The 24,505-nt window shown below is 73.6% G+C and carries 25 protein-coding genes and 1 tRNA gene; 19 read left to right on the top strand and 7 right to left on the bottom strand.

Going from position 1 to position 24,505, the window contains the following annotated elements; genetic code table 11:
* Positions 1-43: 43 nt before the first annotated feature.
* Complete coding sequence (locus ACI79V_RS10555) at positions 44-1,999, bottom strand: protein kinase domain-containing protein (RefSeq protein ID WP_456889007.1); 1,956 nt, start codon at positions 1,997-1,999, stop codon at positions 44-46.
* A 265-nt stretch (positions 2,000-2,264) separates the two neighbouring features.
* On the opposite strand from ACI79V_RS10555, the gene ACI79V_RS10550 reads away from it, so the two are divergent.
* From ACI79V_RS10550 to ACI79V_RS10535, 4 genes are all read left to right on the top strand, one after another.
* Entirely contained in the window at positions 2,265-3,164 is a 900-nt protein-coding gene (locus ACI79V_RS10550; protein ID WP_456889004.1) for a hypothetical protein, read from the top strand.
* Positions 3,165-3,247: 83 nt separating this feature from the next.
* Positions 3,248-3,526: an antibiotic biosynthesis monooxygenase family protein gene (locus tag ACI79V_RS10545; protein ID WP_456889002.1), complete on the top strand. Its 279-nt coding sequence runs from the start codon at positions 3,248-3,250 to the stop codon at positions 3,524-3,526.
* A 78-nt stretch (positions 3,527-3,604) separates the two neighbouring features.
* Positions 3,605-4,612 carry a hypothetical protein gene (locus ACI79V_RS10540; RefSeq protein ID WP_456889001.1) on the top strand — a complete coding sequence of 336 codons (1,008 nt, stop codon included), beginning with the start codon at positions 3,605-3,607 and terminating at the stop codon, positions 4,610-4,612.
* A 75-nt stretch (positions 4,613-4,687) separates the two neighbouring features.
* Positions 4,688-6,085, top strand: coding sequence for a glycine--tRNA ligase (locus ACI79V_RS10535; protein WP_456888999.1), 1,398 nt, complete (start codon positions 4,688-4,690; stop codon positions 6,083-6,085).
* Here the strand turns inward: ACI79V_RS10535 and ACI79V_RS10530 are convergent.
* Entirely contained in the window at positions 6,055-7,269 is a 1,215-nt protein-coding gene (locus ACI79V_RS10530; protein WP_456888998.1) for a glycosyltransferase family 9 protein, read from the bottom strand. The genes ACI79V_RS10535 and ACI79V_RS10530 overlap by 31 nt on opposite strands.
* A 116-nt stretch (positions 7,270-7,385) precedes the next feature.
* Between ACI79V_RS10530 and ACI79V_RS10525 the strand changes: the two genes are divergently transcribed.
* The 10 genes from ACI79V_RS10525 to ACI79V_RS10480 all read left to right on the top strand — a co-directional run bounded on the left by ACI79V_RS10525 (position 7,386) and on the right by ACI79V_RS10480 (position 16,892).
* Positions 7,386-7,622 (top strand): type II toxin-antitoxin system VapB family antitoxin, encoded by a 237-nt coding sequence (locus ACI79V_RS10525; protein ID WP_456888997.1) that lies wholly within the window; start codon positions 7,386-7,388, stop codon positions 7,620-7,622.
* On the top strand, positions 7,619-8,023 hold the full coding sequence (vapC, locus tag ACI79V_RS10520) for a type II toxin-antitoxin system VapC family toxin (RefSeq protein WP_456888996.1): 405 nt from the start codon (positions 7,619-7,621) through the stop codon (positions 8,021-8,023). Before ACI79V_RS10525 ends, vapC begins: the two co-directional genes overlap by 4 nt.
* A gap of 53 nt (positions 8,024-8,076) precedes the next feature.
* Positions 8,077-9,252, top strand: a complete 1,176-nt coding sequence (gene dusB, locus ACI79V_RS10515) for a tRNA dihydrouridine synthase DusB (RefSeq protein WP_456888994.1) — start codon at positions 8,077-8,079, stop codon at positions 9,250-9,252.
* Positions 9,249-9,737, top strand: a complete 489-nt coding sequence (locus ACI79V_RS10510; RefSeq protein ID WP_456877212.1) for a hypothetical protein — start codon at positions 9,249-9,251, stop codon at positions 9,735-9,737. The genes dusB and ACI79V_RS10510 overlap by 4 nt, the downstream gene beginning before the upstream one ends.
* A gap of 101 nt (positions 9,738-9,838) precedes the next feature.
* The gene (locus ACI79V_RS10505; protein ID WP_456888992.1) at positions 9,839-10,192 is read left to right on the top strand and encodes a hypothetical protein; all 354 of its coding nucleotides are present in this window, start codon (positions 9,839-9,841) and stop codon (positions 10,190-10,192) included.
* A 248-nt stretch (positions 10,193-10,440) separates the two neighbouring features.
* Positions 10,441-13,152, top strand: a complete 2,712-nt coding sequence (gene ppdK / locus ACI79V_RS10500) for a pyruvate, phosphate dikinase (protein WP_456888990.1) — start codon at positions 10,441-10,443, stop codon at positions 13,150-13,152.
* A 63-nt stretch (positions 13,153-13,215) separates the two neighbouring features.
* Positions 13,216-13,842 carry a YdcF family protein gene (locus tag ACI79V_RS10495; RefSeq protein ID WP_456888987.1) on the top strand — a complete coding sequence of 209 codons (627 nt, stop codon included), beginning with the start codon at positions 13,216-13,218 and terminating at the stop codon, positions 13,840-13,842.
* Between the two features lie 9 nt (positions 13,843-13,851).
* Positions 13,852-14,346, top strand: coding sequence for a hypothetical protein (locus ACI79V_RS10490; RefSeq protein ID WP_456888985.1), 495 nt, complete (start codon positions 13,852-13,854; stop codon positions 14,344-14,346).
* A gap of 90 nt (positions 14,347-14,436) precedes the next feature.
* Positions 14,437-16,314, top strand: a complete 1,878-nt coding sequence (dnaG, locus tag ACI79V_RS10485) for a DNA primase (protein ID WP_456888983.1) — start codon at positions 14,437-14,439, stop codon at positions 16,312-16,314.
* Positions 16,311-16,892 (top strand): hypothetical protein, encoded by a 582-nt coding sequence (locus tag ACI79V_RS10480; protein ID WP_456888982.1) that lies wholly within the window; start codon positions 16,311-16,313, stop codon positions 16,890-16,892. The genes dnaG and ACI79V_RS10480 overlap by 4 nt, the downstream gene beginning before the upstream one ends.
* Positions 16,893-16,944: 52 nt before the next feature.
* Here the strand turns inward: ACI79V_RS10480 and ACI79V_RS10475 are convergent, their stop codons facing one another.
* Positions 16,945-17,259, bottom strand: coding sequence for a hypothetical protein (locus ACI79V_RS10475; protein ID WP_456888981.1), 315 nt, complete (start codon positions 17,257-17,259; stop codon positions 16,945-16,947).
* A 139-nt stretch (positions 17,260-17,398) separates the two neighbouring features.
* Here ACI79V_RS10475 and ACI79V_RS10470 point away from each other — a divergent pair.
* Positions 17,399-17,471: transfer RNA gene (locus tag ACI79V_RS10470), tRNA-Asn, on the top strand.
* Positions 17,472-17,672: 201 nt separating this feature from the next.
* On the opposite strand, the gene ACI79V_RS10465 is transcribed toward ACI79V_RS10470, so the two are convergent.
* Positions 17,673-18,815, bottom strand: coding sequence for a site-specific integrase (locus ACI79V_RS10465; RefSeq protein ID WP_456888978.1), 1,143 nt, complete (start codon positions 18,813-18,815; stop codon positions 17,673-17,675).
* A 362-nt stretch (positions 18,816-19,177) separates the two neighbouring features.
* Positions 19,178-19,558: a PIN domain-containing protein gene (locus ACI79V_RS10460; protein WP_456888976.1), complete on the bottom strand. Its 381-nt coding sequence runs from the start codon at positions 19,556-19,558 to the stop codon at positions 19,178-19,180.
* Between the two features lie 1,327 nt (positions 19,559-20,885).
* Between ACI79V_RS10460 and ACI79V_RS10455 the strand changes: the two genes are divergently transcribed.
* From ACI79V_RS10455 to ACI79V_RS10445, 3 genes are all read left to right on the top strand, one after another.
* Positions 20,886-21,200, top strand: a complete 315-nt coding sequence (locus ACI79V_RS10455) for a hypothetical protein (RefSeq protein ID WP_456888973.1) — start codon at positions 20,886-20,888, stop codon at positions 21,198-21,200.
* A gap of 387 nt (positions 21,201-21,587) precedes the next feature.
* Entirely contained in the window at positions 21,588-21,734 is a 147-nt protein-coding gene (locus ACI79V_RS10450; protein WP_456888971.1) for a hypothetical protein, read from the top strand.
* 373 nt (positions 21,735-22,107) lie between these two features.
* Positions 22,108-22,761, top strand: a complete 654-nt coding sequence (locus ACI79V_RS10445; protein ID WP_456888968.1) for a hypothetical protein — start codon at positions 22,108-22,110, stop codon at positions 22,759-22,761.
* Positions 22,762-23,133: 372 nt separating this feature from the next.
* Here ACI79V_RS10445 and ACI79V_RS10440 read toward each other — a convergent pair whose 3' ends face one another.
* Positions 23,134-23,409, bottom strand: a complete 276-nt coding sequence (locus ACI79V_RS10440) for a hypothetical protein (RefSeq protein ID WP_456888966.1) — start codon at positions 23,407-23,409, stop codon at positions 23,134-23,136.
* On the bottom strand, positions 23,406-23,681 hold the full coding sequence (locus tag ACI79V_RS10435) for a recombinase family protein (protein WP_456888964.1): 276 nt from the start codon (positions 23,679-23,681) through the stop codon (positions 23,406-23,408). The genes ACI79V_RS10440 and ACI79V_RS10435 overlap by 4 nt, the downstream gene beginning before the upstream one ends.
* 209 nt (positions 23,682-23,890) lie before the next feature.
* Between ACI79V_RS10435 and ACI79V_RS10430 the strand changes: the two genes are divergently transcribed.
* Complete coding sequence (locus ACI79V_RS10430; protein WP_456888962.1) at positions 23,891-24,031, top strand: hypothetical protein; 141 nt, start codon at positions 23,891-23,893, stop codon at positions 24,029-24,031.
* Positions 24,032-24,505: the final 474 nt, after the last annotated feature.

Below are 24,505 nucleotides of genomic sequence, written 5' to 3'. Positions count from 1 at the left end.
CGTCCCCACCGGCCGGTGGGGACGGGGCCCTCGTCGTGTCGGGTCAGCGCTGCACGAAGTCGCTGTGCGCGCTGTCGGTCCACCACTGGTAGAGCGTGGCGAGACCCTCCTGGCCGCCGTTCTGGATGACGACGATGCCCTCGGCGGCGAACTCGTCCTGCGTCCAGTACAGGAAGGAGTTGTTGTCCTCGTCGACGAAGCAGCCGAGCCGGCCGGCGCTCACGTTGTTGATCGTGTACTCGTCGTACCCCTGCGCCGTGGTGCAGTCCGGCTCACCGGTGAAGGGGGCGACGCCCTCGCGCTCCATGTCGGCGAGGAACACCTCACTGACGGCCGCCGCGTCCTCGTAGAGGTAGAACGACGACGCCTCGGGACCGGGCTGGGTCGCCGCGGCACCGCAGTTCACGGTCGCGATGTCGCCGTCACCGGCCGGGTCCCCGGTCTGGCAGACGGCCGGGTCGAAGTCGCCGGGGATGATCCCCAGCAGCTGCTCCTCCGGGTCGGGCTCGGTGGTGCCCCCACCCGTGTCGCCGCCGGTCCCGGTGTCCCCGCCGGTCCCGGTGTCGCCGCCGGTCCCGGTGTCCCCGCCCGTCCCGGTGTCCGAGCTGCCACCGCCGGCGGCGGTGGTGTCGGTGGTGGTGTCGTCCCCGCCGAAGCCGCCGGCCAGGGCGATGACGCCGATGACCACGGCCACGAGCGCCGCCGCGATCCCGCCGATGACCAGCGGCAGCCGGTTGCGCCGGCCGCCGGTACCCGAGGGCGTGGCGCCGGCCGGGGACTGGATGAAGCCCTGACCGGCCGGCGGCCCGTAGCCGACGGGCGGGCCGGGGTTGGACGGCGGGCCGTACCCGGTGGGCGGGCCGGGGTTGGACGGCGGGCCGTACCCGGTGGGCGGGCCGGGGTTGGACGGCGGGCCGTACCCGGTCGGGGCACCGGGGTTCGAGGGCGGGCCGTACCCGGTGGGCGGGCCGGGGTTGGACGGCGGGCCGTACCCGGTCGAGACGCCGGGGCCCGACGGTGCGGCGTAGGCCGCCGCGGGGACGCCGGTGGTCGACGGGGCGCCGTACGTGCCGGGCGGGCCGGGGTTGGAGAAGCCCACGGTGTGCGGCCGCGGCAGCGGCGTCACCGAGGTGGGAGGCGCCGCCTCGGGCCGGGGTGCCACCCCGGCGGAGGCCAGCGCCGCCCGCGCGGCCGCGGCGAGCTCGCCGCAGCTGCCGTAGCGCTCGTCGGGCTCCTTGGCCAGGCCCTTCATGACGACGTCGTCGAGGCCCGGGGGCAGGCCCGGCCGCAGCTGCGAGGGCGGCGTGGGCGTGGTGTTGAGGTGGGCGTACATGAGCGTGGCCAGCCCGTCGCCGGTGAACGGCCGGCGGCCGGTGAGGCACTCGAAGAGCACGCAGGCCAGCGCGTAGACGTCGACCCGCTTGTCGATCGGCTGCTCGAGGAACCGCTCGGGGGCCATGTAGTCGAAGGACCCCAGCGCCGCGCCGGTCTGGGTGAGGGCCGGTCCCTGCCGGTCCGCCGTCGACCGGGCGATGCCGAAGTCGACCAGGTAAACGAACTCGTCGTCGCCGGAGCCGCTGAGCAGCACGTTGGACGGCTTGACGTCGCGGTGCACCAGCCCGTCGGCGTGGGCGGCGTCGAGCGCGCGGGCGGTCTGGCTGACGATCGACACCGCGCGCTCGGGGCTCATCGGCCCCTCCTCGGCGAGCGCCGCCGCGACGTCGCGGCCGGGCACCAGGCGCATGTCGAGGAACAGCCGCCCGTCGATCTCGCCGTAGCGGTGGATCGGCACGATGTGCGGCTCGTTGAGCCGGGCCGCCAGGTGCGCCTCCCGCCGGAACCGCTCGCGGTAGCCGGTGTCGGCGGCCAGGTGCTCGGAGAGCACCTTGAGCGCGACCGTGCGGTCGTGCTCGGTGTCGAAGGCGCGGTAGACCTCACCCATCCCGCCGCGCCCGAGCAGCGCCTCGATGCGATAGGGGCCGAACTGTTGCAACTCCACCGGGGTTCCTCCGTGTGCCGCAGCGCGGGCGCTCGTCGGATCCGGCGCCGGGTGCGGGTCGTCGGCGGAGTCTAGGGACGGGGACCGACCCCGACCAGCGCCTCGGACGCGGCGCGTGGACTCTCTCCGCAGCGCCCCCTCGACCGTGACCCAGCTGTGACAACCGGCGCGCGCGAACGGGTAGGCGGAACCGCGGGGCGTCACTACCTTGCTCTCGCTCGCGGGCCCTCCGTGCCCGCCTCCACCTGCGAACGGATGAAGCACGATGAGTCAGCCCCCCGGCCCGTACGGCGCGCCGAGTCAGTACGCCCCGCCCGGTCAGTACGGCCCTCCGGGTCAGTACGGCGCCCCCGGCCAGTACGGCGGCCCGGCCGGCCCCGGTGGGCCGGGCGGCCCCGGTGGCTTCGGTCCCGGCGGGTTCGGCCCGGGCGGCTACGGCCAGCCGCCGCAGAAGAGGAGCGTGCTGCCCTGGGTGGTCACCGCCCTGGTGGTCGTGGCCGCCGGCGTCGGCGTGCTCCTCTTCTTCCTGCTCCGCGGTGACGACGCCCCCGCCACGCAGGCCGCGGGCTCGTCCTCGTCGGCCGAGTCCTCCGAGGGCGCCGAGTCCTCCGAGGGTTCCGACGAGGGCTCCGAGGAGGGCACCGACGGCGGCAGCGAGGGCTCCGGCGCGGGGATGGACATGGGCGGTCCCGTGACCGTCCCCGGTGGCGCGGGCACCCCCGGCGGTGGCGGCAGCACCGGTGGCGGCACCACCGGCGGGGGCAGCACCGGCGGGGGCAGCACCGGCGGCGGGATGACCGAGCAGACCGGCGGGAGCGACACCGGCCAGTTCGAGGGCTCGGCCGACATCGCGCTGGCGTGGGTCCAGGCGGCCTTCGACTTCGACTTCGCGACGCTCTACAACATCTCCTGTGCCGAGCTGCAGGACGCCGCGGTGCAGGGGTCGCAGGGCACGGAGTTCCCGCCCGACGAGTACCTCACCTTCTTCTTCTACACCGAGGTCCTCGGTGGCCTGGCCATCACCGACGGCGTCCTGGTGAGCGTCGAGCACGACGCGGCCAACGCCGTCGACGTCGCCACCTTCGAGCTCACCCTCGAGGACGGCAGCGTCCAGACCGTGCAGCTCTGGGTGGACCAGAACCTGCTCGTCTGCAACTTCGGCTGACCCGACCGACCCGACGGCCGGTCCCCGCACCGCGGGGGCCGGCCGTCGGCGTCCCACCTCCGGCCCTGCTGCACCATGGGCGGGTGTTCGCGGTGACCCGGCTGCGGGTGTCCCCGTCGGCGGCCGCCGACCTGTCCGCCGACCTCGACCGGCTGCTGGCGGCGCTCGCCGCGCGCCCCGGCTTCCTCGGCGGTGAGACCGGCCGCTGCGCCGACGACCCGGACCTGTGGGCCCTGGTGACCCGGTGGGACGGCGTCGGCGCCTACCGTCGCGCGCTGTCGGCCGCCGAGGTCAAGGTGGCCGGCGCGCCGGTCTGGCTCCACGCCGTCGACGAGCCCGGCGCCTACCTGCCCCTCGGGTGAGCCGCTGACCGGCCGGGCCCGGTCCGGGTGCGTAGCCTGCGTCGAACAGGACGAGCCCGGCCCGGGAGGACAGGCGCGATGACCCAGCCGCCGCAGGACGGGACGCCGCCCGAGCGCACCCGCGAGGTGCGCCTGCCCCCGGTGCCGCCGGGCCCGGGGCGGCCGGCGGTGCCCGACCAGCCCACCGACCGGCTCGCCGGGGGACCGCCCGACCAGCGGCACCCCACCCTGCGGCTCGGGGGCCCGGCGGCGCCCGGGTCCCCGCCGGGGGCTCCCGGTCAGCAGCCGCCGTACGGCCAGCAGCCCCCCTACGGCCAGCAGCCCCCCTACGGCCAGCAGCCCCCCTACGGCCAGCAGCCCCCGTACGGGCAGCAGCCGCCGCCCTACGGCCAGCAGCCTCCCTACGGCCAGCAGCCGCCGTACGGGCAGCAGTCCCCGTACGGGCAGCAGCCCCCGTACGGCGCTCCCGGCTACGGCGCTCCCGGTCACGGGCGGCCGCAGCCGCCGAGGAAGCGGCGCGGTCCGCTGGTCGCCCTGCTCGTCACGCTGGGCGTCCTGCTCCTCGGCGGTGGCGTGCTCGCCGCGGTCCTGCTCACCCGGGGCGACGACGACCCCGCGGCCACCTCGCCGGGCGCGTCGACCGCCGCACCGTCGTCGTCGTCGTCGTCGCCGTCGGCGCCGTCGTCGTCGGCCGGACCGACCGGTGGCGGCGGGTTCGGTGGCGGGGCGTCCACGACGCCCGGCGGCGGGGGCGGGGGAGGGGGAGGGGAGCTCAACATCCCCGAGAGCCCGGAGTTCGCCGCGTCGTGGGTGCAGTCGGTGGTCGACCGCGACGGCGAGACCGCCTACGCCGACCTGTGCGCCGACGGGCAGGCACAGATCCCCGACGCCACCGCCCTGCTGGCCGACTTCGACGCGTTCCTCGGCGGGCAGATCACCGAGGGCTCGGCCACCGGGGCGCAGCCCGCCGGCGAGGGCGACGAGGTCACCTTCGACGTCACGCTCGACACCGGGGACCAGACCTCGTTCGTCATCACCGTCGTCGACGAGGGCGGGCCGGTCGTGTGCGGCTACACGGAGCCCTGAGGGCCGCGGCGGCACCCGGCGACTACCGTTGGCGGGTCAGCCGCCGACCGCCAGCCGGATGGAGCACCCAGCCCCGTGAGCACCACCACGCACGACCCCGCCCGCCTCGACAAGGTGGTCAACCTCTGCAAGCGCCGGGGGTTCGTCTTCCCCTCCGGTGAGATCTACGGCGGCACCCGCTCCGCCTGGGACTACGGGCCCCTGGGCGTCGAGCTCAAGGAGAACATCAAGAAGCAGTGGTGGCGCACCGTCGTCCAGAGCCGCGACGACGTCGTCGGCCTGGACTCCTCGGTGATCCTGCCGCGGCAGGTGTGGGTGGCCTCCGGTCACGTCGGCGTCTTCACCGACCCGCTCACCGAGTGCCAGAACTGCCACAAGCGCTTCCGGGCCGACCACCTCGAGGAGGCCTTCGAGGAGAAGAAGGGCCGGCTCCCGGAGAACGGCCTGGCCGAGATCACCTGCCCGAACTGCGGCGTGACCGGCCAGTGGACCGAGCCGCGCGACTTCAACATGATGCTCAAGACCTACCTCGGCCCTGTCGAGGACGAGTCGGGGCTGCACTACCTGCGCCCGGAGACCGCGCAGGGCATCTTCGTCAACTTCGCCAACGTCATGGGCGCGGCGCGGAAGAAGCCGCCGTTCGGCATCGGCCAGATCGGCAAGTCCTTCCGCAACGAGATCACCCCCGGCAACTTCATCTTCCGCACCCGCGAGTTCGAGCAGATGGAGATGGAGTACTTCGTCGAGCCGGGCAGCGACGAGGAGTGGCACCAGTACTGGATCGACGAGCGCACCCGCTGGTACGTCGACCTGGGCATCTCCCGGGACAACCTGCGCCACTACGAGCACCCGAAGGAGAAGCTGTCGCACTACTCGACGCGCACCGTCGACATCGAGTACCGCTTCGGCTTCCAGGGCTCGGAGTGGGGTGAGCTCGAGGGCATCGCCAACCGCACCGACTTCGACCTGAAGACGCACTCGGAGCACTCCGGCGCCGACCTGTCCTACTTCGACCAGGCGAGCAACACCCGCTGGACGCCCTACGTCATCGAGCCGGCAGCCGGGCTGACCCGCTCGCTGATGGCGTTCCTCGTCGAGGCCTACACCGAGGACGAGGCGCCCAACGCCAAGGGCGGCGTCGACACCCGCACGGTGCTGCGGCTGGACCCGCGGCTGGCGCCGGTCAAGGCCGCCGTCCTGCCGCTGTCGCGCAACGCCGACCTCTCGCCCAAGGCGCGGGACCTGGCCACCCGGCTGCGCCGCAACTGGAACGTCGACTTCGACGACGCCGGCGCGATCGGCCGCCGCTACCGCCGGCAGGACGAGATCGGCACGCCGTTCTGCCTCACCGTCGACTTCGACACCCTCGACGACGACGCGGTGACCGTGCGGGAGCGCGACTCGATGGGCCAGGAGCGCATCGGCCTGGACGCCGTCGAGTCCTACCTCGCCGCGCGCCTGCCCGGCTGCTGACCGCGCCCTTCCGCGGACGTGCCCTGCGCACGTCCGCGGAAGGGCACGACGGGTGGCCGCTCCGCCACGGCGGGAGCGGAGGGGTGCAGCGCCGGGCCGCCGTCGGCGAGCAGGTCGCGGGCGGCGGCCAGCACCGGCGCGACCGGGACCTCGGCGACCAGGGACCGGTCGTGCCCGCAGCGCGCCCGGCTCTGGTCGACGCCGCACACCGGGCAGTCGGTCCGCGCGGAGACGGCGACGCGGTGCCGTCGCCGGGTCAGCGGGCCGGCGTTGAGCAGGTTGCGCTCGAGGAAGACCCCGACGGTCGCCGTCCCGACCGCCTCGGCCAGGTGCCGCGGCCCGGAGTCGTTGGCGACCACCACCCGGCAGCGGGCGAGGACGCCGGCCAGCGTGCTTAGTGACAGCCGGCCGACCAGGTCGAGGACGGGCGCCGACGTCGCCGCCCGGATCGCGTCCGCCGCCCGCCGGTCGTCCCCGCCCGAGCCCACGAGCACCACCCGGGCGCCGTCGGCGGCCAGCCCGTCGGCGACCGCGGCGAAGCAGCCGGGTGGCCAGCGGCGCCGCGGGTCGCTGGCGCCCGGGTGCAGCGCGACCAGCGGCTCGGGCGCCGCGGGCAGGACGGCGTCGGCGGCCGCGACGTCGGCGGGGGTCAGCGCCAGCCGCGGCTCCAGCGTCACCGGCGATGCGCCCGCCAGGCCGGCCAGCTCCAGGCAGCGCAGCACCTCGTGCTGGTCGGAGGCGTAGGGCAGCCACCGGTCCAGCGGTGGCGCGCCGACGTCGCGGGCGCCGACGGTGACCCGGGCGCACAGCGCGGCGACCAGCGGGTTGGAGTTGCCGCCCCCGCCGTGCAGCTGCAGCGCCAGGTCGTAGCCCTCCCGCCGCTGCCGGGCCAGGAACCGGCGGACCTCGGGGCTGTCGCGGGCGGCGCCCGGGGCGTCCCGGACCCCGGGCCACGGCGGGACGACGACCACCCGGTCCCACGGCCCGGGCCGCCCCTCGAGCAGCTCGGCGTGCCAGGGCCGGCCCAGGAAGGTGATCTCCGCGCCGGGATGGGCCGCGCGCAGTGCCGCCAGCGCCGGCAGCGTGAGGACCAGGTCGCCGAGCAGGTTCGCCCGCAGCACGGCGATCCGCGCCACGCCCGGGACGGGCGCGCCGGCGGGGGAGGACAGGGCAGACCTCGGCACGCGTCCTCCCGGGCTCGGTGTGCGGGAACCCGCCGTGCCCAACCCGGACGTCCTCGACACATCCGCCTGCGGTCTGCGTGTGCACACGCGTACACCTCGATGTGTATGGTGATCCCGTGGCTCGGACCAACATCGACATCGACGAGGACCTGGTGGCCCGGGTGATGCGGCGGTACGGGCTGCGCACCAAGAAGGACGCCGTCGACTTCGCGCTCCGGCAGGTCAGCGGGGCACCGATGACGCCACGCGAGATGCACGCCATGCGGGGCAGCGGGTGGGACGGCGACCTGGAGGTGCTCCGCCGCGGCGAGGCCGAGGAGTTCGCCGGGCAGCGGCCGGCTCCGCGCGGGTGACCGTCCTCGTCGACTCCTCGGTGTGGATCGCCTACCTGCGCGGCGAGCAGGGGGCCGAGACCGACCTGCTGCACGAGCTCGTCGCCGGCGGGGAGGCGGCGGTGACCGACGTCGTCCTGCTGGAGGTCCTCGCCGGGACCACCGACGAGGAGCGCGCCGGGCAGCTCGCCCGGTTCCTCGCCGGCGCCGAGCTCCTCCGGCAGGAGTCCCCGGTCGACGCCGAGACCGCCGCTGCCCTCTTCCGGGCCTGCCGGCGGGCCGGGGAGACGCCGCGCTCGCTGAACGACTGCGTGGTGGCCGCCGTGGCGCTGCGGCACGGCGTCGGGGTGCTCCACCGCGACCGCGACCTCACCGTCCTCGCCCGGCACACCGGGCTGCGGACCCTGCCGGGCGCGCCCTGACGGTCGGGCACTTCCGCGGAGGTGCACGACAGGGCCCGCCTACCCTGGGGCGTGTGACCGCGACCCTCGAGCCGACGACGGCGCCGGCGGCACCGGCGGTCGCCCCGCTGCGGCTCGGGCCGCTCACCGTCGACCCCGCCGTGGTGCTCGCGCCCATGGCCGGCATCACCAACCCGGCGTTCCGCACCCTGTGCCGTGAGTTCGGCGCGGGCCTCTACGTCTGCGAGATGATCACCACGCGGGCGCTGGTGGAGCGCAACGAGAAGACGCTGCGGATGATCCGGGCCACGCCCGAGGAGGCGGCCGCCGGCTTCTCCGTCCAGCTCTACGGCGTCGACCCGGCCACCGTCGGGCGGGCGGTGGAGATGCTCGTCGACGAGGAGGTGGCCGGCACCCGCCCGGCGCACGTCGACCTCAACTTCGGCTGCCCGGTGCCCAAGGTCACCCGCAGGGGCGGCGGCTCGGCGCTGCCCTGGCGGCGGGTGCTCTTCCGCGACATCGTCCGGGCCGCGGTCCGCGCCGCCCGCGACGTGCCGGTCACCGTCAAGACCCGCATCGGCATCGACGCCGACCACGTCACCTACCTCGACGCCGGCCGGATCGCCCAGGACGAGGGCGCCGCGGCGATCACCCTGCACGGTCGCACCGCCGACCAGCTCTACAGCGGCACCGCCGACTGGGCGCCGATCGCCCGGCTGGTCGAGACCGTCGACATCCCGGTCCTCGGCAACGGCGACCTGTGGGAGGCCGACGACGCGCTGCGGATGATCGACCGCACCGGCTGCGCCGGCGTCGTCGTCGGGCGGGGCTGCCTGGGCCGGCCGTGGCTGTTCGGCGACCTCGCCGCCGCCTTCGCCGGCTCTCCACGCCGGGCACTGCCCACCCTGCGCGAGGTCGCCGCGGTCATGGTCCGCCACGCGCAGCTGCTGTCGGCCGAGCAGGGGGAGCTGCACGGCTGCACCGACTTCCGCAAGCACGTGGCCTGGTACCTCAAGGGCTTCGCGGTCGGCTCCGACGTCCGCCGCGCCCTGGCGATGGTGAGCTCGCTCGACGAGCTCGCCGGCCTGCTCGACCGGATCGAGGACCAGCCCTACCCGACGGCGGTCCTCGGCGGGCCGCGCGGGCGCACCAGCAGCCCGCGGCCGGTGGCGCTGCCCGAGGGCTGGCTCGACGACCGCGACGACCCGCGCCCGCCGGCCGGCGCCGAGCTGGAGACGAGCGGCGGATGACCGGCCCGTACCTGTACGAGGAGGGTCCGGAGGACCTGCACACCGGCACCCCGCGCCGCCGCAACGGGCTCATCCTGGGCATCTTCGGGGGCACCGTGGCGCTGGGCGTGGGGATGGTGGTCGCCCTCCCGCTGCTCACCGGCACCGGGGACGAGCAGGCCCGCGAGGTGGTCGGCGTCTTCACCGCGGCGCTGGCCGCCGGCGACCTGGAGACCGCCGGCGGGCTGCTGTGCGAGGCCGAGCGCGCCCGCGCCGACGCCGACGGCGTGGACGCCGGACAGGTCGCCGCCGGCTACGCCCGGCCGGGCACCGCCGAGATCCTGGCCGTCGAGACCGGGGAGTACGAGGCCCCGGACTCCGGCGAGGTCCGCGACTCCCGGGAGGTCCGCGTCCGGTGGGACGACGGCGGGTCGGCCACCGAGACGACGGTCGTCGTGGTGCTGGAGGACGGTCCGCGGGTCTGCGGGACGACCGGGACCGGCTGACGCGGCCGCCGCGACGGGATCCCTTCTCCGACCGGCCCCGGGCTGCCACGATGTGCGCCGCCCGGCGGGCAGGCGCCCGGGCCAGCACGAGAGGAACCCCGTTGTCGCAGCCGTCCCACCCGCGTGCGCCCTACGCCCCGGCCGGCCCGTACGCCCCCGCGGGTCCGTACGTGCCCCCGGCCCCGGCCCCGGCGCCGGTCGTCCCCGGCGGCGCCGCCCCGGCCGGGCCGCCGCCTCCGGCCGCCCCCACGCAGGTCGGCTTCCCGGGGCAGGTCCAGCTCCCGCCCCAGCCGCAGTACGCCTCCTCACCGCAGCAGCGGACGCCGGCGTCCGGCTTCCCGAACTACGTGTCGCCGCCGCCCTCACCGGTCAACCGGACCGGCCTCTACGTCGGCCTCCTCGTCGTCGTGCTGACGCTGCTGTTCGCCGTCGTCGGGTTCGCCCTCGTCGCCTGACCGGCGCCCGACCTCCTCCGGCCGGCCGCCGCGTGAGGCCGGTCACCTCCGTGTCCCCAGGGTGGGACAGGGCTGGCGTGTCCCCGTCCGGTCCGTCACGATCGCTGCCTGGCTCCGGGTGGACGTATGAGACGTCTACCCCCGACCGGGGACCCGGGGCCGCGCTCGCCGGAGCGGCCGACGGGGACCCCGCGACGCCGCGCCCGGCAGGCGGACGGCAGCCGGCGGGACGAGCGCGGAGGTGCACGGTGGGCAGCGGTACGGGCACGGCCACCTGGGTCTACGACTTCAGCGAGGGCAGCAAGGACCAGAAGGACCTACTCGGCGGCAAGGGGGCCAACCTCGCCGAGATGACCAACCTGGGGCTGCCGGTCCCGCCCGGGTTCACCATCACCACCGACGCCTGCCGCTGGTACCTCGAGCACGGCAGCACCCCGCCCGACCTCGCCGACCAGGTCACCGAGCACCTGACGGCGCTGGAGAAGGCGATGGGCAAGACCCTCGGGGACGCGACCGACCCGCTACTGGTCTCGGTCCGCTCGGGCGCCGCGGCGTCGATGCCCGGGATGATGGAGACCGTCCTCAACGTCGGCCTCAACGACGACTCGGTGCAGGGCCTGGCGGCCCAGTCGGGCAGCGACCGCTTCGCCTGGGACTCCTACCGCCGGCTGATCCAGATGTTCGGCAAGACCGTGCTGGGGATCGAGGGCGAGGCGTTCGAGGAGGCCCTCGACGAGGCCAAGCGCGAGCAGGGCACCGACCTCGACCTCGACCTCGACGCCGAGCACCTGCGCGACGTCGTCGACCGGTTCAAGGCGATCGTGCGCGAGCACACCGGCCGCGACTTCCCGCAGGACCCGCGCGAGCAGATGGACCTGGCGGTCAACGCCGTCTTCGACTCGTGGAACTCGCCGCGCGCTGTCCTCTACCGCCGCCGCGAGCGGATCCCCGGTGACGCCGGCACCGCGGTCAACGTCTGTTCCATGGTGTTCGGCAACCTCGGCATGGACTCCGGCACCGGCGTCGCGTTCACCCGCGACCCGGGCAGCGGCGAGCAGGGCGTCTACGGCGACTACCTGCAGAACGCGCAGGGCGAGGACGTCGTCGCCGGCATCCGCAACACCGTGCCGCTGCCCGAGCTCGAGCGGATCGACGCCGGCGCCTACCGTGAGCTGCTGTCGATCATGAGCACCCTCGAGTCGCACTACCGCGACCTGTGCGACATCGAGTTCACCGTGGAGCGCGGCAAGCTCTGGATGCTGCAGACCCGGGTGGGCAAGCGGACCGCGGCGGCGGCCTTCCGCATCGCGACCCAGCTGGTCGACGAGGGCCTCATCGACATGGACGAGGCCGTCCGCCGGGTCAGCGGCGACCAGCTCGCCCAGCTGATGTTCCCGCGGTTCGTCTCCGGCGGCGACGCCCGCCAGCTCACCCAGGGCATGAACGCCTCACCCGGCGCCGCCGTCGGGAAGGCGGTGTTCTCCTCCGAGACCGCCGTCCAGTGGGCCGACCGGGGGGAGGAGGTGGTCCTGGTCCGGCGGGAGACCAACCCCGACGACCTCGCCGGGATGATCGCCGCCGAGGGCGTGCTGACCAGCCGCGGCGGCAAGACCTCGCACGCCGCCGTCGTCGCCCGCGGCATGGGCAAGACCTGCGTGTGCGGCGCCGAGGAGCTGCAGGTCGACACGAAGAACCGGCGCTTCACCGCGCCCGGCGGCGTCACCGTGGAAGAGGGCGACGTCGTCTCCATCGACGGCTCCACCGGGCGCGTCTGGCTGGGCGAGGTGCCGGTCGAGGACTCCGCCGTCGTCCGCTACTTCGAGGGCGAGATCGACCCGGACGCCGGCGACACCGACGACCTGGTGCGCAGCGTGCACCGGGTCCTCACCCACGCCGACCGGGTGCGCCGGCTCGCCGTCCGCACCAACGCCGACACCCCCGAGGACTCCGCGCGCGCCCGCCGGTTCGGCGCCCAGGGGATCGGGCTGTGCCGCACCGAGCACATGTTCCTGGGCGACCGGCGGCAGCTCGTGGAGAAGCTGATCCTCGCCGAGGACGACGAGGGCAAGCAGCAGGCCCTCGACGCGCTCGCGCCGCTGCAGAAGCAGGACTTCCTGGAGATCTTCGAGGCCATGGACGGGCTGCCAGTGACCGTGCGGCTGCTCGACCCGCCGCTGCACGAGTTCCTGCCCGACCTCACCGACCTGTCGGTGCGGGTGGCCGTCGCCGAGGCGCAGGGTCACCCGGACGAGGCCAACCTGCGGCTGCTGGCCGCCGTCCGCCGGCTGCACGAGCAGAACCCGATGCTCGGGCTGCGCGGCGTCCGGCTGGGCCTGGTGGTGCACGGGCTGTTCGCGATGCAGGTGCGGGCCATCGCCGAGGCGGCCTGCGAGCGCCGGGCGGCCGGGGGCGACCCGCGGCCGGAGGTCATGATCCCGCTGGTCGGCGCGGTGCAGGAGCTCGAGGCGATCCGCGAGGAGTCCGAGCAGGTGCTCGCCCAGGTGTTCGAGGAGTGCGGCGTCGAGCTCGACGTCCTCATCGGCACGATGATCGAGGTCCCGCGGGCGGCGCTGACCGCCGCGGAGCTCGCCCGGTCGGCCGAGTTCTTCTCCTTCGGAACCAACGACCTCACCCAGATGACCTGGGGCTTCTCCCGCGACGACGTCGAGGCCGCGTTCTTCCACGCCTACCTCGACAAGGGCATCTTCGGCGTCTCGCCGTTCGAGTCGCTCGACCTGCCCGGCGTCGGCCGCCTCGTGCGGGTCGGCGCCGAGGAGGGGCGGTCGGCGCGGCCGGACCTCAAGCTCGGTGTCTGCGGCGAGCACGGCGGTGATCCGGACTCGGTGCACTTCTTCCACGAGGTGGGCCTGGACTACGTCTCCTGCTCGCCGTTCCGGGTACCCGTCGCCCGGCTGGAGGCCGGCCGCGCGGTGCTGGGCGGGAGCACGTCCGGCTCCTGAGGGGCGGCGCCACACCGGCCACGGCTGCCACGGACGGCACACGCCCCGTGTTATCCATGACCGGTGGCACGGGTCGGAGCTCTGGTGTCGCGGGTGTTCGCCGCCGGCGTCCTCGCCGCCCTGCTCCTGGTCGCCTCCACGGCGGTCGCCATCTGGTGGACCGCGCGGCAGGACGGCCGGCCGTCGTCGGACGCGATCGTCGTGCTCGGTTCGGCGCAGTACAACGGCGTCCCGTCGTCGATCTTCGAGGCGCGGCTCGAGCACGCCGCGGCGCTGTGGGAGGACGGCGTCGCGCCGGTCGTCGTCACCGTCGGGGGCAAGGCGGCGGGGGACCAGTTCACCGAGGCCGAGGCCGGCCGCGCCTACCTGCTCGACGCCGGGATCCCCGAGGAGTCGCTGCTCGCCGTGCCCGAGGGGGTGGACACGCTGGAGAGCGTGCGCGCCGTCGGCACCGCGTTCGCCGAGCGCGGGTGGTCCAGCGCCGTCCTGGTGACCGACCCGTGGCACGCGATGCGCGCCGAGCGGATGGCCGAGGACGCCGGCTTCACCGTCGAGAGCTCGCCCACCCGGCAGGGGCCGGCGGTGCGGACCCGCGGCACGCAGTTCCGGTACATCCTGCGGGAGACCGCCGCCTACCTGCTCTACCGCGTGACCGGGGAGAGCGTCGCGGGGGCACCGGGCATCGGCTGAGGAGGGCGCGTGCTGGAGCTGGGCAGGGGCAGCCGGGAGCTGCCCGTCCTGCGCGACGGCGAGGTGGTGGCCGTCCTGCGGGCCGCCGGCTGGAAGGAGGCCGCCACCGCGGTGGTGGGCGACCGCGAGTGGGTGTTCACCAGGCGCAAGCGGGACCTGGTCGGCCGGCTCACCGCCGACCCCGAGGACGCCGCCCGGCTGCGGGCGGTGCAGACGTCGGCGTGGCGGGGGACGTGGCGCGCCGACCTCGACGGCGTGCCGGTCGACGTCGAGACGGTGTCCTGGTGGAAGGGCACGCGGCGGTACACCTCGGGCGGGCGCACGGTGGGCGGGGGCGGCACGACCGGCGGCTGGTCGCCCCGTCCCACCGTGACCGCCGACGACTCGCTGTCCCTGGAGGCGCAGGTCTTCCTGCTGTGGGTGCAGCTGGTGCTCGACCGCCGTCAGACCGCCACGACGATCGCCGCCACGACCGGCGGCGCGGCGGCGGCCGGCAGCAGCTGACCCGGCCGCTGCCGGTCCGTCGTCCGGGGAGGGGATGATCGGTCCGGGACGCGCACGGGCGTCCCGGCAGCAGCACGACGGAGGGGGCCCATGGCCGGCCGGGGACGCATCCGAGCCGCGGACATCGCGCTGGTGCGCGAGCGCAGCCGGATCGACGAGGTGGTCGGCGAGCACCTGCAGCTCAAGCGCGCCGGGGGCGGCAGCCTCAAGGGACTGTGCCCGTTCCACGACGAGAAGTCGCCGTCGTTCCACGTCACGCCCTCGCGCAACCTCTTCCACTGCTTCGGCTGCGGCGCGGGCGGCGACGTCATCAGCTTCGTCCAGCAGATCGACCACCTGAGCTTCACCGAGGCCGTCGAGCGACTGGCGGTTCGAGCGAACATCGACCTGAAGTACGAGGACGACGGCGGCCGGCCCACCGGTGCGCCCGATCGTGCCCAGGCCGGGCAGCGCGCGCGGCTGGTCGCCGCGAACACCGAGGCCGCGCACTTCTACGCCGAGCAGCTGCGCAGCCCCGAGGCGGCGCCGGCCCGGCAGTTCCTCGCCGACCGCGGTTTCGACCGGCAGGTCGCCGTCGACTTCGGCTGCGGCTACGCGCCCGGCGGCTGGGACGCCCTGACCCGGCACCTGCGCGGGAAGGGCTACACCCAGCAGGAGCTGGTGACGGCGGGGCTGGCCAAGGAGTCCTCGCGCGGCACGCTCATCGACCGCTTCCACCGGCGGCTGGTCTGGCCGATCCGCGACATCACCGGCGACGTCATCGGGTTCGGCGCCCGCAAGCTCATGGACGACGACCCCGGCCCCAAGTACCTCAACACCCCCGAGACGCCGCTGTACAAGAAGAGCACCGTCCTCTACGGCATCGAGCGGGCCAAGCGCGACATCGCCCGGCGGCACCAGGCCGTCGTCGTCGAGGGCTACACCGACGTCATGGCCTGCCACCTGGCCGGGGTGACGACGGCGGTCGCCTCCTGCGGCACCGCGTTCGGGCCCGAGCACATCAGCGTGCTGCGGCGGCTGCTCATGGACCAGGACGAGTTCCGCGGGGAGGTCGTCTACACCTTCGACGGCGACGCCGCGGGACAGGCGGCGGCGATGAAGACGTTCAAGGAGGACCAGCGCTTCGTCGCGCAGACGTTCGTCGCCGTCGAGCCCGACGGCCGCGACCCCTGCGAGCTGCGCCAGGCGCACGGTGACGCCGCCGTCCGCGACCTGGTGGCCCGGCGGACGCCGCTGATCGAGTTCGTGCTGCGGACGACGCTGGCCGAGTACGACCTCGACACCGTCGAGGGCCGGGTGGCCGCGCTCGACCGGACCGCGCCGCTGCTGGCCCAGGTCAAGGACCACGCGCTGCGCCCCGCCTACGCCCGCCGGCTGGCCGGCCTGATCGGGGACACCGACGAGGCCGAGGTGCTCGAGCGGGTCCGCCGGATCACCGGTGGGGAGACCGCCCCGCCGCGCCGGCCGCGGACCCCGAAGCGCACGCCCGACGACGCCGCGCTCGCCGTCGAGCGCGAGGCGGTCAAGGCGGCGCTGCAGGTGCCCGAGATCGCCGGGCCGTCGTTCGACGCGGTGCCGCCGGCCGCCTACACCGACCCCGACTACGCCGCCGTCGCCGCGGCCGTGGCGCAGGCCGGGGGAGCGGCGGCCGCCCGGGTGTCGGGTCCGGCGTGGTTGGACGAGGTGGCCGCGCACTGCGACCGGGAGACCGCCCGCGCGCAGCTGACCGCGCTGGCGGTGGAGCCGCTGCGCTCGGTGGGCGAGGCCGACGCGGGGTACGTCACCGCGGTGCTCGCGCGGCTGCAGGAGATGGCCACCGTCCGGCAGGTGACCGCGCTCAAGGCCAAGCTGCAGCGGATGAACCCGGTCGAGCAGGGCGACGAGTACATGCGCGCGTTCTCCCGGTTGATGGCGCTCGAGCAGGAGGCCATCTCGCTGCGGCAGCGGGCGATCGGCGGGCTGACGTGACCCTCCGAGCGCGCCTGCGCCGGCGGCTCACCCGCCCGCCCGAGCCGGTGCGCGCCGTCGTCCAGGGCTCGGCGGACGCCGACGAACGGGTGCTGGCCTGGGGAGAGCTCGTGCGCGGGCAGGGCTGGCTGGTGGCGACCAGCCGCGGGCTGCGCGTGGTCCCGGCCGGACTGCCGCTCGAGGAGGCGGCGGGGGTGGACGTGCTGCGCTGGCACGAGGTCGGGTCGGCACGCTGGGCGGCGACGAACGACGGCGGCGGGACGTTCACCGTGACCGCGCTGACCGAGGTCGAGCCCGGGGTGCAGGCGCGCGAGCCCGCCGAGCGGTACGCGCTCACCGACGCCGGCGACCTGCCGGCCGTGGTGCGCCGGCGGGTCGACCAGACCGTCGTCGCGAGCCGCCGCTCGCCGCTGCCCGGCGGGGGAGGAGTGCTGCTGGTGGCCCGGCGGGTGCCCGGTCAGGCCGCCCGTGAGTGGACCGTCGTGTTCGACGACGACGCCGACCGCACCGACCCGGAGGCCCGTGCCGTGGCGCGCGCCAAGCTCGAGGAGGCATTGGCCGCCGAGCAGCCCGGCTGAGTCGCCCTCGCGGGCTGCTGCTGTCGCGGATCTGCCCGGCGGCGCGCCCGGCTCAGCCGACCGGGGGCGGGTCGGCCGGCAGTGCGGTGAGGTCGGGGGACTCGGTGGTCGTCGCCGGAGGCGTCGTCGTCGTGCCGGTGCTGCGGACCGCGGTGGTGTCGGAGCCGGTGTCGCGGCCCATCTTCGACTTCACGGAGCTGATGGCGTCGTCGGCGCGGGCCTGGGCCATGCCGGCGAGTCCCTGCAGCTGCGGGTTGTCCTTGGCGTCGGACCACAGGCCGAGGATCTGCTCGTAGCGCTCGCGCCCGGCCTTCGCGCCGAGGACGTAGCCGGCACCGAAGCCGAGGAGGAAGGAGAACTTGGCCACGGGGACCTCCGTGTTCGAGACGTGAACGACCTGTTGATCACGCTACGGGCGGACGCGACTGTCCGCGATCGGAGGAGCCTGCGCAGGGCGCCCGGGGCCGTCAGGTACTCTGGACCTGCGCGCGGGCCACGCCCGCCCGTCCCCCGTAGCTCAATTGGCAGAGCATGCGACTGTTAATCGCAGGGTTATTGGTTCGAGTCCAATCGGGGGAGCAAAACCGCAGGTCAGCGGCTTGTCCGGTCGGTAGTTGATCTACCAAGGACCAACAGGCGACCAACAAACTTCCTCTCGCACAGCCCGGTGTGACTGTCATCGAGGCATCTCCGGAGACGGCGCGACGGTGGCCGAGGACGGCGCGGTCGCGCGGGGAGTGGCCGTGGGCGGAGCCGGGCGGCCTGGACTGCAGGGTGCTGCTACAGGGTGCGCTGCAGTGCGGCGGCGGCTTCGGGGCTGGCGAGCCGGCGGCCCATGTAGACGTCCTGGGTGAGGCTGGGCCGGGTGTGGCCGAGGTGGTCGGCGATCTGCCGGGCGGACAGTCCGGCCTCGTCGAGCCGGGTGGCGACGGTCTTGCGGAACGTGTGGGAGGTGACCCAGTCGAAGCCGGCCCGGTCGAGCGCCTTGCGCAGGTCGCCGCTGGTGTTGTTGGGATCCCGCAGCCGGCCGTGCGGGCTGCGGAAGAGCACCGGCGGGTCGGCGTCCGAGGGGATGGCGGCGCAGCGGCGGCGGAGCAGGTCGACGACGAACGGCGGCAGGGCGATGGTGCGCCGCCCGGCGTCGGACTTGGGCACCTCCTGGATGACCAGGCCGAGGCCGGGCACGCGGACGACGGTGGCGGTGACCGCCAGGGTGGCGGCGTCCAGGTCGACCGCGGTCGGGCGGATGGCGCAGGCCTCGCCGATGCGCACGCCGGTGCCGAGCATGAGGTCAACGAAGTCGGGCAGGTCCAGGCGGACGGCCTCGGGGTCGGCGGCGAGTTCCTCTCGCAGTCGCTGGGCCTCGGCGACGGTGAGCGCCCGCGGGGTCTTCCCCGGGCGGGCGGTGCGCCGCAGGGAGGTCTCGCGGACCGGGTTGGTGGGCAGGGCACCGTGGCGGACGGCGAGGGCGAGGATCCCGGACAGGACGCTGCGGGTGGACTTGGCCGCGCCGGCGCCGTGGCTGCTGCGGACGGCGGTCAGCAGCCGGTCGACCGCGGGGACGGTGATCTCGCGCAGCCGCAGCTCGCTCAGGCCGGGCAGGACGTAGGAGTCGACGACGAAGCGGTAGAGCCGCTTGGTGCCCGCGGCCAGCTCACTGGTCTCGACCTCGGCCAGCCACAGCTGTGCGGCGGTGGCCAGCCGGCTGTCGGCGGTCGCGGCCGGGGTCGTCATTCCGCCTCGGTCGCGCAGGGCCTCGCGGAGACGGCGTTCGGCGTGCGCGCGGGTGAGGCCGTAGCGAGTCACGAAGCGGCGCCGGCCGTCGAAGTCGCGGAAGCTGGCCCGGGCCCGCACCCGGCCCTTGCCGACCACGAGGAAGTCGATCTTGCCGAAGGTCCCCACCGGCAGTGGCGGCCTTCCCATGACGACTCCTCGCGCTCCCGCGGGCTGCGCTGCGGAGGTCGGCACCGCAGCCGTGGCCAGCCTCCGGGCCGCCGTGGTATGAGACCGGCGAGGCGAGGGCCGGCTGGGGACGACCGGGACCTGTGGACGCCGGGTTGACACGTGCGAGCCGTGCCCCGGCTGTTGAAGGTCCGGTTCCGGTGGCCGCCGGTCCTCAGCCAGCCTGTCGACGGGACTCCGGTCGTTGTGCAGGCCGAGGTCACGTGCTGAGGCGGGGGCCCGTTCCTGAGTCGGGCGCCGTACCGGAGGAGGACTGGAGATCCTGCCTTCCGAGCGGCGTCGGCGAGGCGCGTCGAGGTCGCACGAGCCCGCTGTCCTCGGCGTCAGCGGATGACGACCACGTGCACATCGAGGTCGTCCGCCCAGTTCAGCCAGTATCGGTCGGCGGTGTAGGTGACGCTGGACAGGCTGCGTCCCAGGGCCAGGCAGACCCGGTCGGCCAGCAGGTCGGACCGGTGCCGGTAGAAGGACGCCGCGAGCCGGGCATCGAGCCGCCCGAAGGGCGTGATGGAGATGGCCAGCTCGTCGAGCGCGGCATCGATCTCCTCGGCGGCGATCCCGACACGGGCGGCCTTCTGCAGGACCTCGGAGTAGTTGACCGCGCTGATCGTGGCATCGTCGCTGGCCGCGGCGCGGGCCACGACCTCCCAGCCGGGCTCGCGGTTGATCAGCGTCAGCAGGGCGGAGGCGTCAAGGACGATCACTCGCCGCTCGGGCCGCCGTCAGTCGGGCGGGAACCGGGGCGCCGATCGACGCCGACCTCTCCGTGGGGGCCGGCACGGCCAGCTGCGCGGGTCTCCTGTCGGCGCTCGGCCAGCAGTTCGTCACTGAGGCGGGCGTCGCCGGCGGCCTCGTGAAACCGCTGCCAGAGGCGCTCCAGGGACGCACGACGGCGAGGGTCCCATCCGGCCAGGGGGTCCTCGACCGCCCCACGCTCGCTCATGGCGTCAGACGGTAGCCGCCGACAACGACGCTGAGCAGTTTCCCCACGGCGCACCATCACGCGCGGCTGACGCTCGTGAGTCGTGCACCTCAGCACCGTCCCTACGAGCAAGAGGTGTGTCCCTCTCGATCTTGTGCATCTCCAGTGAGAACGGGCGGCCCTCGGTGGCGCCGATCGGTCGACCATGAGGGGCTCAGGTTGTTCCGCGAGCCGGTGGCGCGATGAAGGAAGTCGCCACGGTCGTCTCCTCTGGGGGCGCGTGCAGACGGTGCTGACCCGGCGCAGGTCCACGACCCGGTGTGGCGCGTCGGACGGGGCGCCGGTCCACGACGCTCCTGACCTGCTCGCCACGGTGTAGGTGCGTAGCTGGGTCAGGAACTCCTGGGTGAAGTCGTCGCTGTTGGACAGCTCCACGCCGCTGGCCGTGAGGGCTCGGCCCCCGCCAGTGCTCATCCGCCGGGGGACGGGCAGCCGGTCGTCGGGGACGCGCGGTGAGACCGTGACCGGCTCTGTCCGGAACGACGCCAGCACGCGCGTCGCCTCGTGCGATCGCAGAACGGCGTCCTCGCGGCGACGGACCTCGTTCTTGACGGTCGTCGCGGCGGCGGCCAGCGACTCCAGCTGCTCGGCCTCGTTGACGCCCATGACCTTCGCCGGGTCCGAGCCCATGGCGTCGAACTCTTCGAGGACGAGGTTCTTCAGCGCTTAAAGCTCGTCATCGCTGAGCTCGGTGACGCGGCCGAGCAGTGTCCTGATCCGGTCCATGGGTGGCGCTCCGGTGCGTCATCACGGTGGTGATCGACTCGCACATCGGGAGGGCCGCCACGGCGCCAGGTCGCGCCGTCGGAGTCACCGCTGCTGCCCTCGCAGATAGGCGCCGGGCCGTCGCTCTGCGCAAACTATACGCGGAATGCGTCGCGCCATGACATCTCCTATACACGTCGAGTAATGAATCTTGATCCAAACCTTCGAGCGAAACGCTCTAGCCGAACTCGCCCGACGCCATCGCGCCACAAGCTCGACTTTTTCGCTACGGTCTCGGGCCACCTGTCGCGTCGCTACCACCATGACTGGAAGGACTGATCGCCATGAACCGCCTTACTCAACTCGCCGCAGCTGCCGCGGTGGGCGCCGGTCTCGTGCTAGTCGCTGCGCCGATCGCGTCCGCGGCGCCACCCGTCGGAGCGTGCCCCGCTCCGTTCTCCGCCGCCGACGAGAACGAGCAGCTCGAAATCATCCGTTCGCTCTTCGAGCCGGGCACGTCCGAGGAGTTCCTGATCCAGGTCCGGGAGGAGACGCTCGACAGGCTCGACAAGAACGGCGACCGGACGCTCTGTCTGCTGTTTCAGAACCGCGGGAGCTTCAACGCGATCGACAACATCGCGGGTGGTGGGAACCGATGAAGACCAGCCTTGCATGCACCATCGGTGCCGCCGCAGCGGTGGGCGTCGGCATCGTCCTGTCCGGCGCAACCCCGGCACAGGCGGCTCCGCCGCCAAAGCCCGACCGCCTCTCGCCCGAGTGGTGCGCCGCGCAGGGTGGCACGTACACCGAGAGCAGGGGCACGCGCACCTGCACGGTGCAGAGCAGCACGACCGTGCGTGAGAAGGATGGGGGGACTTCCATTCCTCGACTGGTCACCGGTCGTGGATACGGACGGTGACGGGTACGGCGAGTCCTACAGAGCCGTTTATTACATCGACCGAACGACCACGACGCGTACGACCTACACCCAGAAGGGCAACCAGCCGACGACCGTCAGCTCATCGAGCTCGTCGTCGGTGGCCTACGTGCCCGCATGGGGGCCGGACGAGTCGTGTTCCTACTCGAATGGTGGTTACTCGGAGATCCACGTGTCCTACGACGTGCCGTGGGAGGAGTGCACGAAGCGCAACCTGGCGGACGGGAACCCGGACAACAACCTGTTCTACGTCTGAGCACCTCAAGTCCTACCCGCTGGTGCCGCTGGCTCCCCCGACGTGCTACTGATTGAGTCGAGAACGCCACCAGCGGGTGGGTCTTCGTGATCCCAGAGCGCCGCGATGGCCTCAAGCCAAGAGGCGAAGTTGGATCATTCCGGCCGCTTCATGGCGCGGACCAGCCGCACTGACCCCGTGAATGGCCGCCTGCGGGTCGTGACGACTGGCGGGTCGACGACGACGGTGACCTGAATATCCGCTGCAAGACCCTGGACATGCGCTGTGGCGCAATTCACAGTCCTGCCCGGGGTCAGGGGGAGGCTCATCAGGGCCCTGCGCAGGTCAAACCACCAACAACTGCAGGTTGACACCTCTCAGCGAGGAGCCCCCCATGAACCGTTTCGTACGCGGCAGCCTGGTCATCGTCGCAGGCGCCGGTCTGAGCCTCACGGCATCACCGGCTCTGGCGCACGACGACACGCCCGAGAGCAGTGGCCCATGGGTACCGATCGAAGAACTGCGCCCCGACTTCTACGATGCCGCCGTCGAGGTCGAGGCGTGCGGCACGACCGTCACGATCACGAGCGGCGACGTACGCGAACGCGTGGGGCGCCAGACCACGCGAGGCGACGGCTCGACGCTGTTCAAGATGCGCGGCGACTACACCATCGACCTGACGCGCGCCGACACCGGCGAGACCATCGATGAGCTCGACGTCTCCGGGCCGTACCACGAGATCATCTCCGCCGACGCGTCCGAGTACGACGCGTGGTACCACGGGCCGTCGATCCTGTACCCGTACCCCGCGCTCGGGCCGGTGGACGCCGCCGCGTTCGAAGCGGCCGGCATTCCCGACCTGGCGTACTTCGAGCACGGTGTCGTCTACTTCGACCTGGTCATCGACACCGAGACCGGCCTGGCCGTGTCCGAGACCGCCGACGTGAGGGCACCCCGCCTGGTCGACCTGTGCGACTGGTTCGGTGACGGCGACCGGGGCGACCACCAGGAGCGCAACACGGACACCCGCCACAACTGGAAGGACTGACGACGAAGAATTACGACCCGGAGCGAGCACGAAGGTTGTGGGAGCGCCTGCGAAAACTCGATTATGAATGGGGCAGGACCTGAGGGACTCAAAGCCCAACCCACCAGCCCTGGCCCCGACGTTAGGCAGTAGGGGGTGCGCACGCCCCTGACCGTCGGTATACGTGTCTCTCCCATCCGGAACGGGGCGCGCTGGTCGTCGCCAGTCCGTGCGTCGGCATCGGTGGGTGATGCACGCTTTACCCAAGTTCGGCGGCTCTCGCATCACCGGCTGCAATGGCCTGGGAGCGGGACGGCAACGCCGACTGTGGGTTCGTTCGCAGTCGGCGTCGTCGCTGGCCTGGACGGGCGCTCGCCGTCCTGACGGGTGGGCTCAACCGATGCCAGCCCGACGACCGACCTTCGCCAGCCCGGCGGCCGTCCACGCGTCGGCGTTGCGGGGCCGGTAGGCGGCGCCGCCGGCGTTGAGCCGTTCGGCGACGTCCTGCCAGCGCAGCCCGTCTCGGCGGAGGTCGCGCATGGCCACGAGCACGCGCTGCTCGCGCACGACCTCGCCGTCCTTGGACCAGCCGAACGGATAGCGCCCGACGGCCTTGCCGCCCTGTGCAGCCTTGGCGCGTCGACCGTCACGCAGCCGCTTGGTGATCATGTTGCGATCCAGCTCCGCGAAGACGCCGGCCGATCTAGCCTGGCGACGACGACCGCGTCAGCATCGCCAGGGATCCCCGCCAGGGCGCACGCCAGGCCGGGCCGATCGACCGCGTCCGTGGTGCCCGAGACGCCCTTGTCCCTGCACACGGCCGCGATCTCGTGGTGGTTGGCCTGCGCCCACTGGCGAACCTGCGCGTCCTGAATGTCCAGGCCGAATCCTCGCTCGGCCTGGACGTTCGTGGACACACGCAGATAGGCGACCAGCCTCACGGCGCGACGCGGAAGGTGACCCGCGCGCTGGTCGCGTCGGCGTCGAACCGCCGGACCTGGACCTTGCAGCCGACCTGGCGAGCGGCCTTGTGCAGTGCGCCTGCGATCGTCGTGTACTCGCTGGCGCCCTTGCGGCCCTCGAACGGCTGCGTCGAGATCCGACCAGGCAGCTCGCGGCGCTTGCCTCCTTCCGGGCCTGCTCGACCAGCTTGACCAGCGCGGGGTCCGCGGCCTGGGTGCGCGGCGTCGTCGCGGTGGGGAACTCGGCGGTCGTGGCCACGGTGGCACCGGCAGCGAGGGCGGCGAAGTCGATCGTCGTCGTCATGGCTTTCGCCACGAGGACAGCATGAGCGTCTCATGCCCGGGGCTCGACTCGACGCTGCTGAAGGTGTAAGTCGGGAGGTGTGGAGTGGCTCGTACACCGCGGAGGCCTTGGGGCGTTGCTCGAGCGGCAGCCCGCCCAGCAGGGAGCGCCAGTCGTCCTCCACCCGTGAGGTGGTGCCCTATGGCGTGGACCATGCCCGTCGGTCAGCCAGGGTCACTACTCGAGGACCCGGGAGGGCCGACAGTTTCGTCCTAGGGAGCGCTCGCGGCCTTGGTCATTGCCCGGGTCAACAGGCCGGCCGCGACGGTCGCGGCCGCTGCTATCGCGGAGCGAAGCAGCTGGTGTCTGCGACTCATGGCTGCCTCCTGGAGGGGGTGTCCGAATCCTGCTCCGGCGGCTCGATTCCCTCAACGGTGCGTCAAGTCCACACGGGCGAATCGTCAGCGGTTCAGTGCTTCAAGGAGCCCGCGATGACGCGACCAACTTACGACCAACAAAC

The organism is Geodermatophilus sp. SYSU D00700, assembly GCF_054050255.1.
This window is presented reverse-complemented; position numbering and strand designations above follow the sequence as displayed.